The sequence below is a fragment of the Citrobacter arsenatis genome (assembly GCF_004353845.1).
GTDB lineage: Bacteria > Pseudomonadota > Gammaproteobacteria > Enterobacterales > Enterobacteriaceae > Citrobacter > Citrobacter arsenatis.
Genome location: NZ_CP037864.1, coordinates 4,903,260 through 4,919,002, shown reverse-complemented (window position 1 = coordinate 4,919,002; position 15,743 = coordinate 4,903,260). Strand labels below are relative to the sequence as shown.

16 protein-coding genes are annotated in these 15,743 nt (G+C 52.5%); 11 read left to right on the top strand and 5 right to left on the bottom strand.

Features of this window, described 5'->3' with window-relative positions:
• The first annotated feature begins 7 nt into the window (after positions 1-7).
• From livH to ugpQ, 10 genes are all read left to right on the top strand, one after another.
• Positions 8-934: a high-affinity branched-chain amino acid ABC transporter permease LivH gene (livH, locus tag E1B03_RS24745; RefSeq protein ID WP_003827575.1), complete on the top strand. Its 927-nt coding sequence runs from the start codon at positions 8-10 to the stop codon at positions 932-934.
• Positions 931-2,208, top strand: coding sequence for a branched chain amino acid ABC transporter permease LivM (gene livM / locus E1B03_RS24740; protein ID WP_133087084.1), 1,278 nt, complete (start codon positions 931-933; stop codon positions 2,206-2,208). Before livH ends, livM begins: the two co-directional genes overlap by 4 nt.
• Complete coding sequence (livG, locus tag E1B03_RS24735; RefSeq protein WP_003827578.1) at positions 2,205-2,972, top strand: high-affinity branched-chain amino acid ABC transporter ATP-binding protein LivG; 768 nt, start codon at positions 2,205-2,207, stop codon at positions 2,970-2,972. Before livM ends, livG begins: the two co-directional genes overlap by 4 nt.
• A gap of 17 nt (positions 2,973-2,989) precedes the next feature.
• Positions 2,990-3,703 carry a high-affinity branched-chain amino acid ABC transporter ATP-binding protein LivF gene (livF, locus tag E1B03_RS24730; protein WP_103769553.1) on the top strand — a complete coding sequence of 238 codons (714 nt, stop codon included), beginning with the start codon at positions 2,990-2,992 and terminating at the stop codon, positions 3,701-3,703.
• Positions 3,704-3,803: 100 nt separating this feature from the next.
• Positions 3,804-4,085 (top strand): hypothetical protein, encoded by a 282-nt coding sequence (locus E1B03_RS24725; RefSeq protein ID WP_103769554.1) that lies wholly within the window; start codon positions 3,804-3,806, stop codon positions 4,083-4,085.
• Positions 4,086-4,333: 248 nt separating this feature from the next.
• Entirely contained in the window at positions 4,334-5,650 is a 1,317-nt protein-coding gene (gene ugpB / locus E1B03_RS24720; protein WP_003827583.1) for a sn-glycerol-3-phosphate ABC transporter substrate-binding protein UgpB, read from the top strand.
• Positions 5,651-5,759: 109 nt separating this feature from the next.
• Positions 5,760-6,647, top strand: coding sequence for a sn-glycerol-3-phosphate ABC transporter permease UgpA (gene ugpA / locus E1B03_RS24715; protein ID WP_133087083.1), 888 nt, complete (start codon positions 5,760-5,762; stop codon positions 6,645-6,647).
• On the top strand, positions 6,644-7,489 hold the full coding sequence (gene ugpE / locus E1B03_RS24710) for a sn-glycerol-3-phosphate ABC transporter permease UgpE (protein ID WP_103769555.1): 846 nt from the start codon (positions 6,644-6,646) through the stop codon (positions 7,487-7,489). The genes ugpA and ugpE overlap by 4 nt, the downstream gene beginning before the upstream one ends.
• 1 nt (position 7,490) lies before the next feature.
• Positions 7,491-8,561, top strand: a complete 1,071-nt coding sequence (locus E1B03_RS24705; RefSeq protein WP_103769556.1) for a sn-glycerol-3-phosphate import ATP-binding protein UgpC — start codon at positions 7,491-7,493, stop codon at positions 8,559-8,561.
• Entirely contained in the window at positions 8,558-9,301 is a 744-nt protein-coding gene (ugpQ, locus tag E1B03_RS24700; RefSeq protein WP_133087082.1) for a glycerophosphodiester phosphodiesterase, read from the top strand. The genes E1B03_RS24705 and ugpQ overlap by 4 nt, the downstream gene beginning before the upstream one ends.
• Here the strand turns inward: ugpQ and E1B03_RS24695 are convergent.
• The gene (locus E1B03_RS24695; protein WP_103769558.1) at positions 9,298-9,738 is read right to left on the bottom strand and encodes a DUF2756 family protein; all 441 of its coding nucleotides are present in this window, start codon (positions 9,736-9,738) and stop codon (positions 9,298-9,300) included. The genes ugpQ and E1B03_RS24695 overlap by 4 nt on opposite strands.
• Positions 9,739-9,856: 118 nt before the next feature.
• Here E1B03_RS24695 and ggt point away from each other — a divergent pair, with 118 nt between their 5' ends.
• Positions 9,857-11,602 (top strand): gamma-glutamyltransferase, encoded by a 1,746-nt coding sequence (gene ggt / locus E1B03_RS24690; RefSeq protein ID WP_103769559.1) that lies wholly within the window; start codon positions 9,857-9,859, stop codon positions 11,600-11,602.
• A gap of 44 nt (positions 11,603-11,646) precedes the next feature.
• Here ggt and E1B03_RS24685 read toward each other — a convergent pair whose 3' ends face one another.
• The 4 genes from E1B03_RS24685 to E1B03_RS24670 are packed head-to-tail and all read right to left on the bottom strand — an operon-like array spanning position 11,647 to position 15,695.
• Entirely contained in the window at positions 11,647-12,681 is a 1,035-nt protein-coding gene (locus E1B03_RS24685; RefSeq protein WP_133087081.1) for a phosphotriesterase family protein, read from the bottom strand.
• Entirely contained in the window at positions 12,678-13,649 is a 972-nt protein-coding gene (locus E1B03_RS24680; protein WP_103769561.1) for a DMT family transporter, read from the bottom strand. Before E1B03_RS24680 ends, E1B03_RS24685 begins: the two co-directional genes overlap by 4 nt.
• A 54-nt stretch (positions 13,650-13,703) precedes the next feature.
• A complete protein-coding gene (locus tag E1B03_RS24675) occupies positions 13,704-14,465 on the bottom strand; it encodes a glutamine amidotransferase (protein WP_103769562.1) in 762 nt (253 codons plus the stop codon).
• A 15-nt stretch (positions 14,466-14,480) separates the two neighbouring features.
• The gene (locus tag E1B03_RS24670) at positions 14,481-15,695 is read right to left on the bottom strand and encodes a PfkB family carbohydrate kinase (protein ID WP_133087080.1); all 1,215 of its coding nucleotides are present in this window, start codon (positions 15,693-15,695) and stop codon (positions 14,481-14,483) included.
• Positions 15,696-15,743 lie beyond the last annotated feature (48 nt).

The window sequence follows — 15,743 nt, the reverse complement described above, 5'->3', positions numbered from 1 at the left end:
TTACCTTATGTCCGAGCAGTTCCTCTATTTCTTGCAGCAGATGTTTAACGGCGTCACGCTGGGAAGCACCTACGCGCTGATCGCCATCGGTTACACGATGGTGTACGGCATTATCGGCATGATCAACTTCGCCCACGGCGAGGTGTATATGATCGGCAGCTATGTTTCCTTTATGATCATCGCTGCGCTAATGATGATGGGTATTGATTCCAGTTGGCTATTGGTCGCAGCGGGCTTCGTCGGCGCGATTGTGATTGCCAGCGCCTACGGCTGGAGCATTGAACGCGTGGCGTATCGGCCCGTGCGCAGCTCCAAGCGCCTGATCGCGCTGATTTCCGCTATCGGGATGTCCATCTTCCTGCAAAACTACGTCAGCCTGACGGAAGGTTCGCGCGACGTGGCGCTGCCAAGCCTGTTTAACGGCCAGTGGACCGTCGGTAGTAGCGACAACTTCTCTGCGTCAATCACCACTATGCAGTTGGTTATCTGGATTGTAACCTTCCTCGCGATGCTTGCGCTGACGCTGTTTATTCGTTACTCCCGTATGGGGCGCGCCTGTCGCGCCTGTGCTGAGGACCTGAAAATGGCCAGCCTGCTCGGCATCAACACCGATCGCGTCATTGCGCTGACCTTTGTGATTGGCGCGGCAATGGCGGCGGTAGCGGGCGTGCTGCTCGGTCAATTCTATGGCGTAATTAATCCGTACATCGGCTTTATGGCCGGGATGAAAGCCTTTACCGCGGCGGTACTGGGCGGCATTGGCAGCATTCCTGGCGCGATGATCGGCGGCCTGATTCTGGGCGTTGCCGAGGCGCTCTCCTCTGCTTACTTGAGTACCGAATACAAAGACGTGGTGTCATTTGCGCTGTTGATTCTGGTGCTGCTGGTGATGCCGACCGGTATTCTGGGTCGCCCGGAGGTAGAGAAAGTATGAAACCGATGCATTTTGCAATGGCGCTGCTTTCTGCCGCTATGTTCTTCATCCTGGCGGGCGTCTTTATGGGCGTTCAGTTAGAGCTGGACGGTACTAAGCTGGTGGTCGATACCGCCGCGGATATCCGCTGGCAGTGGGTGTTTATCGGCACTGGCGTGGTCTTTCTCTTCCAACTGCTGCGTCCAGCCTTCCAGAAAGGCCTGAAGAGCGTCTCCGGACCGAAGTTTATTCTGCCGGCGATTGATGGCTCCACCGTTAAACAGAAGCTGTTCCTGGTGGCGCTGCTGGTGATTGCGGTGGCGTGGCCGTTTATGGTGTCGCGCGGTACGGTGGATATCGCCACGCTGACGATGATTTATATCATCCTCGGCCTCGGCTTAAACGTGGTGGTGGGGCTTTCCGGCCTGCTGGTGCTGGGCTACGGCGGTTTCTATGCCATCGGCGCTTACACCTTCGCACTGCTGAACCATTATTACGGACTCGGCTTCTGGACCTGCCTGCCGCTGGCTGGACTGGTTTCCGCTGCTGCGGGCTTCCTGCTCGGCTTCCCGGTACTGCGCCTGCGCGGTGATTATCTGGCGATTGTGACCTTAGGCTTCGGCGAAATCGTCCGTATCCTGCTGCTCAACAACACAGAAGTGACTGGTGGCCCGAACGGTATCAGCCAGATCCCGAAACCCACCTTTTTCGGTCTGGAATTCAGCCGTACCGCCCGTGAAGGCGGCTGGGATACCTTCAGCAACTTCTTTAACGTCAAGTACGATCCATCTGACCGCGTTATTTTCCTCTATCTGGTGGCGCTGCTGCTGGTGGTGTTCTCGCTGTTTGTCATCAACCGTCTGCTGCGTATGCCGTTGGGGCGTGCGTGGGAAGCGCTGCGTGAAGATGAAATTGCCTGTCGCTCGCTGGGCTTAAACCCTACGCGCATCAAGCTGACCGCCTTTACCATCAGCGCCGCGTTCGCTGGTTTTGCCGGTACGCTGTTTGCCGCACGCCAGGGTTTTGTCAGCCCGGAATCGTTCACCTTTGCCGAGTCTGCCTTCGTGCTGGCGATTGTGGTTCTGGGCGGAATGGGTTCGCAATTCTCGGTGATCCTCGCGGCTATCCTGCTGGTGGTGTCGCGTGAGCTGATGCGTGATTTCAATGAATACAGCATGTTAATGCTGGGTGGTTTAATGGTACTGATGATGATCTGGCGTCCGCAGGGCTTGTTGCCGATGACCCGTCCACAGTTGAAGCTGAAAAACGGGGAAGCAAAAGGAGAGCAGGCATGAGTCAGCCATTATTATCCGTTAACGGCCTGATGATGCGCTTCGGCGGTCTGCTGGCGGTAAACAACGTTGAGCTGGAACTGCGGCCGCAGGAGATAGTCTCGTTAATCGGCCCGAACGGAGCGGGGAAAACCACGGTCTTTAACTGTCTGACCGGTTTTTATAAGCCGACCGGCGGCACGATTAAGCTGCGCGACCAGCATCTGGAAGGGCTGCCGGGTCAGCAAATCGCGCGGATGGGCGTGGTGCGTACTTTCCAGCACGTGCGCCTGTTTCGCGAGATGACGGTGATTGAAAACCTGCTGGTGGCGCAACATCAGCAATTGAAAACCGGCGTCTTCTCCGGCCTGTTAAAAACGCCGTCGTTCCGTCGTGCGCAGAGTGAAGCGTTGGATCGCGCTGCCACCTGGCTTGCGCGTATTGGTTTGCTGGAGCATGCCAACCGTCAGGCCAGTAACCTCGCCTACGGCGACCAGCGTCGTCTGGAAATTGCCCGTTGCATGGTGACCCAGCCGGAAATCCTGATGCTCGACGAACCCGCCGCAGGCCTCAACCCGAAAGAGACCAAAGAGCTGGACGAGCTGATCGCTGAACTGCGTAACCATCACAACACCACCATTTTGCTGATTGAGCACGACATGAAGCTGGTGATGGGGATTTCCGACCGTATTTACGTGGTGAACCAGGGCACGCCGCTGGCGAACGGGACGCCAGAACAGATTCGTAATAACCCGGATGTTATCCGCGCCTATTTAGGTGAAGCATAATGGGGGCGAGGCATAATATGGATAAAGAGATGTTATCGTTCGACAAAGTCAGCGCCCACTACGGCAAGATACAGGCGCTGCACGATGTCAGCCTGTATATCAACCAGGGTGAAATCGTTACACTGATTGGCGCCAACGGCGCGGGGAAAACCACGCTGCTCGGTACACTGTGCGGCGATCCGCGCGCGACCAGCGGGCGAATCGTCTTTGATGGTAAAGACATTACCGACTGGCAGACGGCGAAAATCATGCGCGAAGCGGTGGCGATTGTTCCGGAAGGGCGTCGCGTGTTTTCCCGCATGACGGTGGAAGAGAACCTGGCAATGGGCGGCTTCTTTGCCGAAAAGGACCAGTTTCAGGAACGTATCAAGTGGGTATATGACCTGTTTCCCCGTCTGCATGAGCGTCGCATTCAGCGTGCGGGAACGATGTCCGGCGGTGAACAGCAGATGCTGGCGATAGGCCGTGCGCTGATGAGTCAGCCGAGGCTGCTGCTGCTTGATGAACCGTCGCTGGGTCTGGCGCCGATTATCATCCAGCAGATTTTTAACACCATCGAACAACTGCGCGAGCAGGGGATGACCATCTTCCTCGTTGAACAGAACGCTAACCAGGCGCTGAAGCTCGCCGATCGCGGCTACGTGTTGGAAAACGGTCATGTGGTGCTGGAAGACACCGGTGATGCGTTACTGGCTAACGAAGCGGTGCGCAGCGCGTATCTGGGCGGTTAATATTTCTCGAAATGGACAAGGGGCCGATGTGGCCCCTTTTTATTGCTCTATGTTATTATTGAGAATGGTTATCAATAATAAAAATGAACATGGAGAAAGGATGATACGTTCAGGTACCTGCATGATGATTGGAAGTCTGTTATTGACGCTTTCATTAAATAGTCTGGCCTCAATACCGCAAACTTTTGACCCGCGTGACCCCTCAATCTGGGAAGAGAAACCGGACAACCCGTTAGCGCAATCCGACTCGCCCTGCGAAGTGTTTACCAGCTCAGTATGCCCGGGCTGGGAAGATGATAAATCGGATATTCAGCGTGAACGTGAGCGACGAGAGCAGCAGCGTTTACAGAATGAATATGAACGACGCTGGCGTAAAGATTAATGTTCCTTGCTGGCAGTAACAGATAACATCATCCTGGTCGGGTAAGACATAGCGCTACCCGGCTTTGTTGTGCACCACCCCGCATTTTCCTGTCACTACGCTTTCACCGCCTTGCCATCTGTTTGTCGCCTTACTATCTTTTTTTTGTAATAAAAAAGTTATTTTTCTGTCATTCGAGCATGTCATGTTACCCCCGCGAGCATAAAACGCGTGATATCGCGCATCCGGCACAACAAGAGAGATAACCGATGATATCGTTACGACATACAGCTTTAGGACTGGCACTTAGCCTGGCATTTGCAGGTCAGGCACTGGCAGTTACCACTATCCCGTTCTGGCACTCAATGGAAGGCGAACTGGGTAAAGAAGTTGATTCACTGGCGCAACGTTTTAATGCAGCCAATCCCGACTACAAAATTGTTCCGCAGTACAAAGGCAACTACGAGCAGAGCCTGAGCGCAGGTATTGCCGCCTTCCGTACCGGAAACGCGCCTGCGTTACTGCAGGTTTATGAAGTGGGTACGGCAACGATGATGGCCTCGAAAGCCATTAAACCGGTCTATGAAGTATTCAAAGAGGCTGGCATTAACTTCGATGAGTCCCAGTTCGTACCGACGGTTTCCGGTTATTACACCGACTCTAAAAGCGGACACTTGCTCTCCCAGCCGTTTAACAGCTCCACTCCGGTGCTGTACTACAACAAAGATGCCTTCAAAAAAGCCGGTTTAGACCCAGAGCAGCCGCCGAAAACCTGGCAGGATCTGGCGGAATACACTGCGAAGCTGAAAGCCGCAGGTATGAAGTGCGGTTACGCCAGCGGCTGGCAGGGCTGGATTCAGATTGAAAACTTCAGCGCCTGGAACGGTCTGCCGGTAGCAACCAAAAACAACGGTTTTGACGGTACTGACGCGGTGCTGGAATTTAATAAACCGGAGCAGGTGAAACATATCGCCCTGCTGGAAGAGCTGAACAAAAAAGGGGATTTCAGCTACTTTGGGCGTAAAGATGAGTCCACCGAGAAGTTCTACAACGGGGATTGTGCCATTACCACCGCTTCTTCAGGTTCTCTGGCCGACATCCGCCACTACGCCAAATTCAACTATGGCGTCGGGATGATGCCGTACGATGCCGATGTGAAGGGTGCGCCGCAGAATGCGATTATCGGCGGGGCCAGCCTGTGGGTAATGCAGGGTAAAGACAAAGCCACCTACGAAGGCGTGGCGCAGTTCCTCAACTTCCTGGCGAAGCCTGAAATTGCTGCCGAATGGCACCAGAAGACCGGCTATCTGCCCATCACCACCGCGGCCTACGATCTGACCCGCGAGCAGGGCTTCTATGAGAAGAACCCTGGGGCTGATATCGCCACCCGCCAGATGCTGAACAAGCCGCCGTTGCCGTTTACCAAAGGGCTGCGTCTGGGCAACATGCCACAGATCCGCACCATCGTGGATGAAGAGCTGGAAAGCGTTTGGACCGGGAAGAAAACCCCGCAGCAGGCGTTGGATGCCGCCGTTGAGCGTGGCAATCAGCTACTGCGCCGCTTTGAGCAATCGACCAAATCGTAATGTGAAATGCCCGGTGGCGGCTGCGCTTATCAGGCCTACAAGTCCGTAGTTTGTAGGCCGGATAAGGTGCTTGCACCGTCATCCGGCACCTTCCAGGAAAAGAGCCTACATGTCTTCATCTCGTCCGGTGTTCCGCTCGCGCTGGCTTCCCTATTTGCTGGTGGCCCCGCAGTTGGTTATCACCATTATTTTCTTTATCTGGCCCGCCGGTGAAGCGTTGTGGTACTCGCTACAATCCGTTGATCCGTTTGGTCTTTCCAGCCAGTTTGTCGGACTGGAAAACTTTGTCGCGCTGTTCCATGACCCGTACTACCTTGATTCGTTCTGGACCACCATTAAGTTCAGTACGTTAGTGACGGTAAGCGGTCTGCTGGTGTCGTTGTTTTTTGCGGCGCTGGTGAATTACGTGGTGCGCGGCAGTCGTTTTTACCAGACGCTGATGCTGTTGCCTTACGCCGTTGCGCCCGCCGTTGCTGCCGTATTGTGGATCTTCCTGTTTAACCCAGGACGTGGGCTGATTACCCATTTTCTCGGTGAGTTTGGCTATGACTGGAACCATGCGCAAAACAGCGGCCAGGCGATGTTCCTGGTGGTGTTTGCGTCGGTCTGGAAGCAGATTAGTTACAACTTCCTGTTCTTCTTTGCCGCGCTGCAGTCTATTCCGCGGTCGCTAATCGAAGCCGCCGCAATTGATGGTGCGGGCCCCATTCGCCGCTTCTTTAAATTAGCGCTACCGCTAATCGCACCGGTCAGTTTCTTTCTGCTGGTGGTGAATCTGGTGTATGCCTTCTTTGATACCTTCCCGGTGATCGATGCCGCCACGGCGGGAGGCCCGGTACAGGCGACCACGACGTTGATTTATAAGATCTATCGCGAAGGCTTTGTTGGGCTGGATCTCTCCGCTTCGGCCGCACAATCGGTGGTGCTGATGTTCCTGGTCATTATTTTGACGGTGGTGCAGTTCCGCTATGTGGAAAGTAAGGTGCGTTACCAATGATTGAAAACCGTCGTGGGCTGACAATATTCAGCCATGCCATGTTGATTATGGGGATCATGGTGATCCTGTTTCCGCTGTACGTCGCGTTTGTCGCGGCGACACTGGACAACAACGCGGTGTTTGAAACGCCGATGACGCTGGTTCCCGGCACGCAACTGTTGGAAAACATGAAATACATCTGGGTCAACGGCGTAGGCGTTAACAGCGCGCCGTTCTGGCTGATGATGCTCAACAGCTTCATCATGGCGTTCAGCATTACGCTAGGGAAAATCACCGTTTCTATGCTCTCCGCATTCGCCATCGTCTGGTTTCGCTTTCCGCTGCGCAACCTGTTCTTCTGGATGATTTTTATTACCCTGATGCTGCCGGTTGAGGTGCGTATTTTCCCGACGGTGGAGGTTATCGCCAACCTGAAAATGCTCGACAGCTATGCGGGTCTGACGCTGCCGTTGATGGCATCGGCGACTGCGACCTTCCTGTTCCGGCAGTTCTTTATGACCCTGCCGGATGAACTGGTTGAGGCGGCGCGTATTGACGGCGCGTCACCGATGCGTTTTTTCCGCGATATCGTACTACCGCTGTCAAAAACCAATCTGGCGGCGCTGTTCGTTATTACCTTTATCTACGGCTGGAACCAGTATTTGTGGCCGTTGTTAATTATTACCGACGTCAATTTAGGCACTGCGGTGGCGGGTATCAAAGGCATGATTGCCACCGGCGAAGGCACCACGCAGTGGAACCAGGTAATGGCAGCTATGCTGCTGACGCTCATCCCTCCGGTAATCATCGTGTTAGCCATGCAGCGCGCGTTTGTGCGCGGCCTGGTCGATAGTGAGAAATAAAATGGCTGGTTTAAAACTACAAGCAGTAACCAAAAGCTGGGACGGCAAAACCCAGGTGATTAAACCGCTGACGCTGGACGTCGCGGACGGGGAATTTATCGTGATGGTTGGGCCATCCGGCTGCGGAAAGTCTACGCTGCTGCGGATGGTGGCCGGGCTTGAACGTGTGAGCGGCGGCGATATCTGGATTGATAATAAGCGCGTCACCGAGATGGAGCCGAAGGATCGCGGTATTGCAATGGTCTTTCAAAACTACGCGCTCTATCCGCATATGAGCGTGGAAGAAAACATGGCCTGGGGGCTGAAAATCCGTGGGATGGGCAAGGAGCATATTGCCGAACGGGTGAAAGAGGCGGCGCGTATTCTCGAGTTGGGTGAACTGCTCAAGCGTCGTCCGCGCGAACTTTCCGGCGGCCAGCGCCAGCGCGTGGCGATGGGGCGGGCGATTGTCCGCGACCCGGCGGTATTCCTGTTCGATGAACCGCTTTCCAATCTCGATGCCAAGCTGCGCGTACAGATGCGCCTCGAGTTACAACATCTGCATCGCCGCCTGAAAACCACCTCGCTGTACGTGACGCACGATCAGGTTGAGGCGATGACGCTCGCCCAGCGGGTGATGGTGATGAACAAAGGCATTGCCGAGCAGATAGGGACGCCGGTTGAGGTGTATGAAAAGCCTGCCAGCCGCTTTGTGGCCAGTTTTATCGGCAGCCCGGCGATGAACCTGCTGGACGGACACATCAGCGCTGCGGGCACCCATTTTGAGCTGGAGGGCGGCATGACGTTGCCGATCGGCAGAAGCGCCAGGGTGTCTGGTGGGCGTAATATGACGCTGGGTATCCGCCCGGAGCATATTGCGTTAAGCTCGCAGGCCGAAGGCGGCGTGCCGTTGGTCGTCGACACGCTGGAAATGCTGGGCGCGGATAACCTGGCGCACGGACGCTGGGGTGAGCAAAAGCTGGTGGTGCGACTGGCGCATCAGCATCGCCCGACGGCAGGCAGCACACTGTGGCTGCATCTGCCAGAAAATCATCTGCATCTTTTTGATGGCGAAACAGGACAACGCGTATGAGTAACTGGCCTTACCCCCATATTGTCGCCCATCGTGGCGGCGGTAAGCTGGCACCGGAAAACACCCTGGCGGCGATCGACGTGGGGGCGCGATACGGGCATACCATGATCGAGTTTGACGCTAAATTGTCGAAAGACGGTGAGATCTTCTTGCTGCATGACGACAACCTGGAGCGAACCAGCAACGGTTGGGGCGTGGCGGGCGAGCTGAACTGGCAGGATTTATTGCGCGTGGACGCCGGTGGCTGGTTTAGCGGTGAGTTTAAAGGCGAACCGTTGCCGCTGCTCTCGCAAGTAGCCGAGCGCTGCCGTCAGCACGGTATGATGGCGAATATTGAAATTAAACCCACGACCGGCACCGGAACATTGACCGGTAAAGTCGTAGCGCTGGCCGCGCACGAACTGTGGATGGGAATGACAGCACCGCTGTTGTCATCCTTTGAAATTGATGCGCTTGAAGCGGCACAGCAGGCGGTGCCTGAACTGCCGAGAGGCTTGCTGCTGGATGAATGGCGCGAGGACTGGCGTGAGCTGACAGCGCGGCTTGGCTGCGTCTCGATTCATCTTAATCATAAGCTGCTGGATGAAGCGCGCGTGGATGCGCTGCGCGACGCGGGGCTACGTATTCTGGTTTATACCGTCAACCGACCCCAGCGCGCGGCAGAGCTGCTGCGCTGGGGAGTGGACTGCATCTGTACCGATGCCATTGATACAATAGGGCCGGATTTTCAGCCCTATTAAGGCCCGATCGTTTTTAACGGAACGTTAGGTTGCGGCGTGCTGGAGGGCTTCAGCATGTCGCCGTTCTTTTTCTCCGACAGCATATGTTGCTTATTCAACGAGCTGTCCGGATTACGGGTTCCGTTCAACATGCCACCGTTGCTGTTCGGCAGCATTTGCTGCTGACCCGAATTCAACTCGCCAGGCTGAGACTGAAGGACTCGCTGGGAATTCGTGTTGATTTGGTTTTCCATATGCTGTTGCTGCATGCGGGTTTGCGTTTGCAACTGCTGGTTGAGCATCCCTTTTTGCTGAATTTGCTGCGTTTGCATTTGTGTTTGCATACGCTGCTGGCTCGGGATTTGGTAACCCGGTTGATTCGGGTTATTCATGGTGTTGATGGGCTGTGCAAAGCCTGCAAACGGCAATAGCATGGCTAAAAGTAAGAGTCGTTTCATCGCTTTTCTCCTCTCGGGGATCGTTTAAGTTTACTCCTTTCTCGCCGTTACGATGATTATTTCAGAGTTATGCACCAGGCTTAGTGGGGGCCGACCCCCATACATCTGGAGAATAACGATGATAAAACCGACGTTTTTACGCCGGGTAGCCATTGCTGCTCTGCTCTCAGGAAGTTGTTTTAGCGTGGCTGCCGCGCCGGCTGCGCCACCGCCGGTATCTTACGGTGTCGAGGAAGATGTGTTTCATCCTGTGCGTGCCCAGCAGGGGATGGTGGCGTCTGTGGATGCACTGGCCACCCAGGTTGGGGTAGATATTCTTAAACAGGGTGGGAATGCCGTCGATGCCGCCGTGGCCGTTGGCTACGCGCTGGCGGTAACGCATCCCCAGGCGGGCAATCTGGGCGGCGGGGGATTTATGCTGCTGCGTACCAAAGACGGTAATACTACGGCGATTGATTTTCGTGAAATGGCGCCTGCTGCCGCGACCCGTGACATGTTCCTCGATGAGCAGGGCAACGCCGATGCGAAAAAGTCGCTGACGTCGCATCTGGCATCCGGTACGCCCGGTACCGTGGCAGGTTTCTCGCTGGCGTTGGAGAAATACGGCACGATGCCGCTGAACAAAGTGGTGCGCCCGGCAATGAAGCTGGCGGAAGAAGGCTTTGTGGTTAACGATGCGCTGGCTGACGATCTGAAAACCTATGGCAGCGAAGTGATCCCCAACCACGAGAACAGCAAAGCCATTTTCTGGAAAGACGGCGAGCCGCTGAAAAAAGGCGATAAGCTGGTGCAAAAGAACCTGGCGAAAAGCCTCGAGATGATTGCCGAAAATGGCCCGGATGCATTTTATAAAGGGGCGATTGCCGATCAGATAGCTGGGGAAATGCAGAAGAACGGCGGGCTGATGACCAAAGAGGATTTAGCCAGCTATAAGGCCGTGGAGCGTACGCCGATTAGCGGTGATTATCGCGGGTATCAGGTCTTCTCCATGCCGCCGCCGTCCTCTGGCGGTATTCACATCGTGCAGATCCTCAATATTCTCGAAAACTTCGATATGAAGAAGTACGGCTTTGGCAGCGCCGATGCCATGCAGGTCATGGCTGAAGCGGAAAAATATGCTTATGCCGACCGTTCGGAGTATCTGGGGGATCCGGATTTTGTGAAAGTACCGTGGCAGGCGCTGACCAACAAAGCCTATGCTAAAACGCTTGCGGATCAAATTGATATCAACAAGGCTAAGCCTTCCAGCCAGATCAAACCAGGCAAGCTCGCCCCGTATGAAAGCAACCAGACCACTCACTTCTCGGTGGTGGATAAAGACGGCAATGCCGTGGCGGTGACCTATACCCTGAATACCACCTTCGGGACCGGCATCGTGGCGGGTAACACCGGTATTCTGCTCAATAATGAAATGGATGATTTCTCCGCCAAGCCGGGCGTGCCGAACGTTTATGGACTGGTGGGCGGTGATGCCAACGCGGTTGGGCCGAAGAAGCGTCCGCTCTCATCAATGTCGCCGACTATCGTGGTAAAAGACGGGAAAACCTGGCTGGTTACCGGCAGCCCAGGTGGAAGCCGAATTATCACAACCGTGCTGCAAATGGTAGTTAACAGCATTGATTTCGGGATGAACGTCGCCGAAGCGACCAACGCGCCGCGCTTCCATCATCAGTGGTTACCGGATGAACTGCGCATCGAGAAGGGCTTCAGCCCGGATACCATCAAACTGCTGGAGCAAAAAGGACAGAAAGTCGCGCTGAAAGAGGCGATGGGCAGCACGCAGAGTATTATGGTTGGGCCGGATGGCGCACTGTATGGCGCGTCTGATCCGCGTTCCGTGGATGATTTAACGGCGGGATACTAATTATTGATTAATAGCCCGGTGTCAGGCACCGGGCTATTTGCTCGTTACGCCGTGAGTAACCGCGCTGGATTATCAACACAGAGCTTACGAAGAGTATTGTTGTCTACTCCACGTGCAGCCAGATAGGCGAGGAAAACATTCGGGACAAATCCCCAACCATTCCCCCCATTTTTTGCCCACATCTGTTTGAGAAAAACATCATGGCTTAAAACGATCTGATCGGCGTAACCCAGTTCAATCAGATGTGTCACCGCATCAGCGGTCTCCTGCACGCCTGGGGCGATACCTTCTTTCGGGAAAGTGATGTCCAGACCAATCATGTCAAATTCAAGCCATACGCCGCGGTCGAGCATTTTACGTTGATAGGCAATATCCTTTCCTGAAGGATCCGAATGCGCCAGTGAAACTTTTGCCGGAGAGACGTTCATCTCTTCAAGGACAATATCCAGTACCTCATCACCCAGCCGCAGCCACCCTGGCATATGGATATTCATCGCAGTATAGGGATTATTGCGTTGTGCCAGAGACGCTGCCCGCAGACTGTTACGCTCTGCTTGAGTAAACGCGGGAGATACGCCAATTTCGCCGATCATACCGGCGCGAATATCCGTTTCGCCAATCCCCTGATTCAGCTCCTTATCAATAAGTGAGGCTAACAAATCGACAGGTTTGTGGATCTTGGCGCTTTCAAACTTCTCCAGATAAGGTCCTGATGAAGCAACGATATTCAGACCGGTTTTTGTTGCTACTTCCCGCAACGATGAGGCGTCCCGACCGATAGACTCAGAACCCGTCGCGTCGACAATAGTCCTGCCTCCCAGTGACATAAAATTATTGATTTCAAAGATGACATCATCAATCTCTTTTCTGTCCATGTTGTCGGCGCAGCAGTATGGGTCATGTTTCAATCCCCACTGTAGGTCAGCACTGACTTTTTTCCCTACCAGTTGCTGTGAAAAGTCATAATGTGGTTCATCAACAACGGATGACAGATCGTTAAACAGATGCTCATGCGGTAGCGTCAGGCCCATATCCGTGTGTGCCACAGGGCCTGTCACGGTTTGCAGGAAACCTTTCATCCTGATACCTCCATTTTTTGCGCGGTTTTGGATGCTCTGTATTCAGGGATGGTGGTAACAATTGCGCCCACCAACGCGAATAAGGTGCCGATGATGGTGACCAGGTAGACTGTATTGCCTAAGGATGGGATCAATTCATCAATCAACACCGAACCAAGCAACTGGCCTGCGGTAGAAGCTACACCCAGCATCAGCAGACCTAACCCTCTGACCAGAATCGCCATCAGTCCGATGGAAAGCAGACCCAGCGGGCCACCGAGATACATCCACCATGTATCGGGTAACTGGACGGTGACATGACCTAATGCGACGCGTATCGCCAGCGCAGCGCCCAGCACGCAAAAGCCGACGATGAAGTTCCAGGTAATGGAAACCAGCATGGAGCCGGTTGCCTCGGCGACTTTGGCATTCCCTGCCGGCTGCCAGCCAGCGAGTAATCCGGCCAAAAATGGAAGAATAGCGAGCAGGATAAAAGAGGTTGAATGCCACTGTGGTGACACGACAAATATCGTGGCAATAACAGCAAACAATGCGCCAGTAACGCGCCATGGCGTGAAATATTTCTTCTCATCCACACCAACGCCAAAGCGGTCGCACAGCAGGCCGGAAAGGAGCAGGGCGGAAATTAATGCAGTTTGAAAGGTAGCAACGCCCAACGCACTGGCTGATGCCCCTTCAGAAAATACAACCATCGCCCCGCATAAACCGGCAAACCAATTCCACAGCGGAATTTTTCTCTTTTTAATCAGAGTGGGGATCGACGCGAATTGCTGGCGTGTTTCTTTACGCGCAATAATAATAAAAAACATGACGACCAGACCGCTGGCGAATGAGATTACTGCGCAGGCATTGCCATCCTGCAACCAGTGCCCCAATTGCCCATTAACGGCAGATTGCATTGGGGAAAGCATACCGGCTAAGATGGTTGCAAGCATCAGTAAGGGAGTTGAGTACTTATTCTTGTTCATACATCAATCCTTATATTTTTATAAAAGGAGTAACTTTCGTTACCCCATTGTTTTTTATTTTCTGGCGATGAATTGAAGCGTGTTAACCCACAGGTCGGTATAAAACGGCCAGGACATAAATTGCTGAGTTCCCCAGTGTGGCGAACAGTCACTCATAAAACAGGCGGTTTTACCCTGTTGGTATTCACCGAACACTAACAGCGGGTCATTATTTATTGTTAAAACAACATCGGCCTCTTCTTTGGCGACAACCTGGTTATATCCAAGAAACACCGGGTAGTCTGCGAACCCGTTAACGACAGGATGTTCAGGTGAGACAGCCTCAGCGTAGATACCCTCTGGTTTTTCCACCCGATCATCACCGTCAAGCATATTAACTGGCAAAACCTCGGCAAGAATGGTGTTCTTGTAATTAGCCTTTGCCTCAATGCCCATAAATGACAAATAACCGCCAATCATGAGTAGCCCACCACCATTTTTAACGTACTCTTTAATTGATTCCAAAGCGTTTGGCTTTATTTTTAGCTGGTAGAACGTCTCGTTTTGCAACAAAAACGTATTGCTGCCGATATCGCTAATGACAATGACATCATAACGGTTTAGCTCATCCATGCTTTCAGGAAATGCGATTTGTACAGTGTGAGCTGGCATGTAATCAATTTCCACACCACTTTTCTTTAAGCAATCTAGTAACCATGTGGCGCCTTCTTCATATTTACTGGAGGTAAAACTGTCATAACCTTTTGAATGAATCATGTGAATATGCCAGGATTCCCCAATAAAGAGCACCTTTAGTTTTTTCTGCGTATTATTCATAATCTGCTCCTTGATTTAGTGAGTCGAGATAGTTTGTTTGTAATGTGAACTCTGAATGCGATGAAGAACGGATTCGTTTTCTGGCATGTCAGAGGCATTGGATGTTTCAACAGCAAGCGAAGCGAATGCACTGGCGTAGCACAATGCGGATGCCAATGATTTTCCTTTAGCAAGGCCGGATGCGAGTGCACCATTGAAGGCGTCACCCGCTCCAGCGGTATTTTTTACAACTGCCGGGAATGCCGGAGAATAGATGAATTGTGTTCCGTCATAAGCGAGAGAACCTTTGCTACCTAATGTGATAATGGTATTCTTGACACCTTTCTGATGAATAATCTTCGCTGCACATTTAGCCGATTCAATATCATGGACGGACATATTTGCCAGTAAACCCGCTTCGGTTTCATTTGGCGTGATATAATCGATGTCATCAATGATGGTGTTAACCATTTCATTGTATGGTGCTGGATTTATTATGACCGGAATGTCATTTTTTTGGGCGAGGCGAATTGTTTGTTGAAGCGCTTCGTAATTTGTCTCCAGTTGTACGAGAACAATATCTGAATGAAGAATAGCTTCTTTTTGTATAGTGATTTCATCAGGTGAAATTGTCATGTTAGCACCGGGATAGATAGCGATAACGTTATCTCCGGTATCTCCATTCACCATGATGGTCGCAGTACCTGTTTGAGTCTCTTTGGTCTGATAGATAACACTTTTATGGATTTTTGATGAGTTCATGAAGTTAATAGCGTAATCACTAAAATGGTCTGACCCTACTTTAGTGATAAAATGTACGTCAGAATCGGCATAGCTTGCCGCTAATGCCTGATTACATCCTTTACCACCGGGAGAAAAAATAAATTTATCGGCAAGTAATGATTCTCCTGTCGAGGGTAATCTCGGTAGGTAACTGATAATATCAACATTGAACGAGCCAATAACACATACATTACTTTTCATGGCAGAGAGACCTTTTTTTATTTTCTGTGCTGATTCATATTTTTCCAGCACATAAGCAATTTCGTTTTTTGCAACGTTATCAAGAGAATCAAGGGTAATAAATGCACCACCATGACAGCGAGTGAGATATCCCTGTCCGGCAAGTTCATTGAGATCTGAACGAATAGTTTCCTTTGTTACATTAAGATTTTTCGCCAGATTTGAAACTTTTACAGCTCCCGAAATACTGAGTTCCTTTAATATCCTATGATGGCGTTCAAATTTCATTTTTTACCTCACCGTGGTTAAATTAGTCCCAGGGGAAGTATATTGTTG

Coding starts and splice junctions, on each gene's coding strand:
- E1B03_RS24670 (WP_133087080.1), bottom strand. CDS start 15,695: ATGAAATTTGAACGCCATCATAGGATATTAAAGGAACTCAGTATTTCG.
- livM (WP_133087084.1), top strand. CDS start 931: ATGAAACCGATGCATTTTGCAATGGCGCTGCTTTCTGCCGCTATGTTC.
- ggt (WP_103769559.1), top strand. CDS start 9,857: ATGATAAAACCGACGTTTTTACGCCGGGTAGCCATTGCTGCTCTGCTC.
- E1B03_RS24725 (WP_103769554.1), top strand. CDS start 3,804: ATGATACGTTCAGGTACCTGCATGATGATTGGAAGTCTGTTATTGACG.
- ugpB (WP_003827583.1), top strand. CDS start 4,334: ATGATATCGTTACGACATACAGCTTTAGGACTGGCACTTAGCCTGGCA.
- livH (WP_003827575.1), top strand. CDS start 8: ATGTCCGAGCAGTTCCTCTATTTCTTGCAGCAGATGTTTAACGGCGTC.
- E1B03_RS24675 (WP_103769562.1), bottom strand. CDS start 14,465: ATGAATAATACGCAGAAAAAACTAAAGGTGCTCTTTATTGGGGAATCC.
- ugpQ (WP_133087082.1), top strand. CDS start 8,558: ATGAGTAACTGGCCTTACCCCCATATTGTCGCCCATCGTGGCGGCGGT.
- E1B03_RS24695 (WP_103769558.1), bottom strand. CDS start 9,738: ATGAAACGACTCTTACTTTTAGCCATGCTATTGCCGTTTGCAGGCTTT.
- E1B03_RS24685 (WP_133087081.1), bottom strand. CDS start 12,681: ATGAAAGGTTTCCTGCAAACCGTGACAGGCCCTGTGGCACACACGGAT.
- livF (WP_103769553.1), top strand. CDS start 2,990: ATGGATAAAGAGATGTTATCGTTCGACAAAGTCAGCGCCCACTACGGC.
- livG (WP_003827578.1), top strand. CDS start 2,205: ATGAGTCAGCCATTATTATCCGTTAACGGCCTGATGATGCGCTTCGGC.
- ugpE (WP_103769555.1), top strand. CDS start 6,644: ATGATTGAAAACCGTCGTGGGCTGACAATATTCAGCCATGCCATGTTG.
- ugpA (WP_133087083.1), top strand. CDS start 5,760: ATGTCTTCATCTCGTCCGGTGTTCCGCTCGCGCTGGCTTCCCTATTTG.
- E1B03_RS24705 (WP_103769556.1), top strand. CDS start 7,491: ATGGCTGGTTTAAAACTACAAGCAGTAACCAAAAGCTGGGACGGCAAA.
- E1B03_RS24680 (WP_103769561.1), bottom strand. CDS start 13,649: ATGAACAAGAATAAGTACTCAACTCCCTTACTGATGCTTGCAACCATC.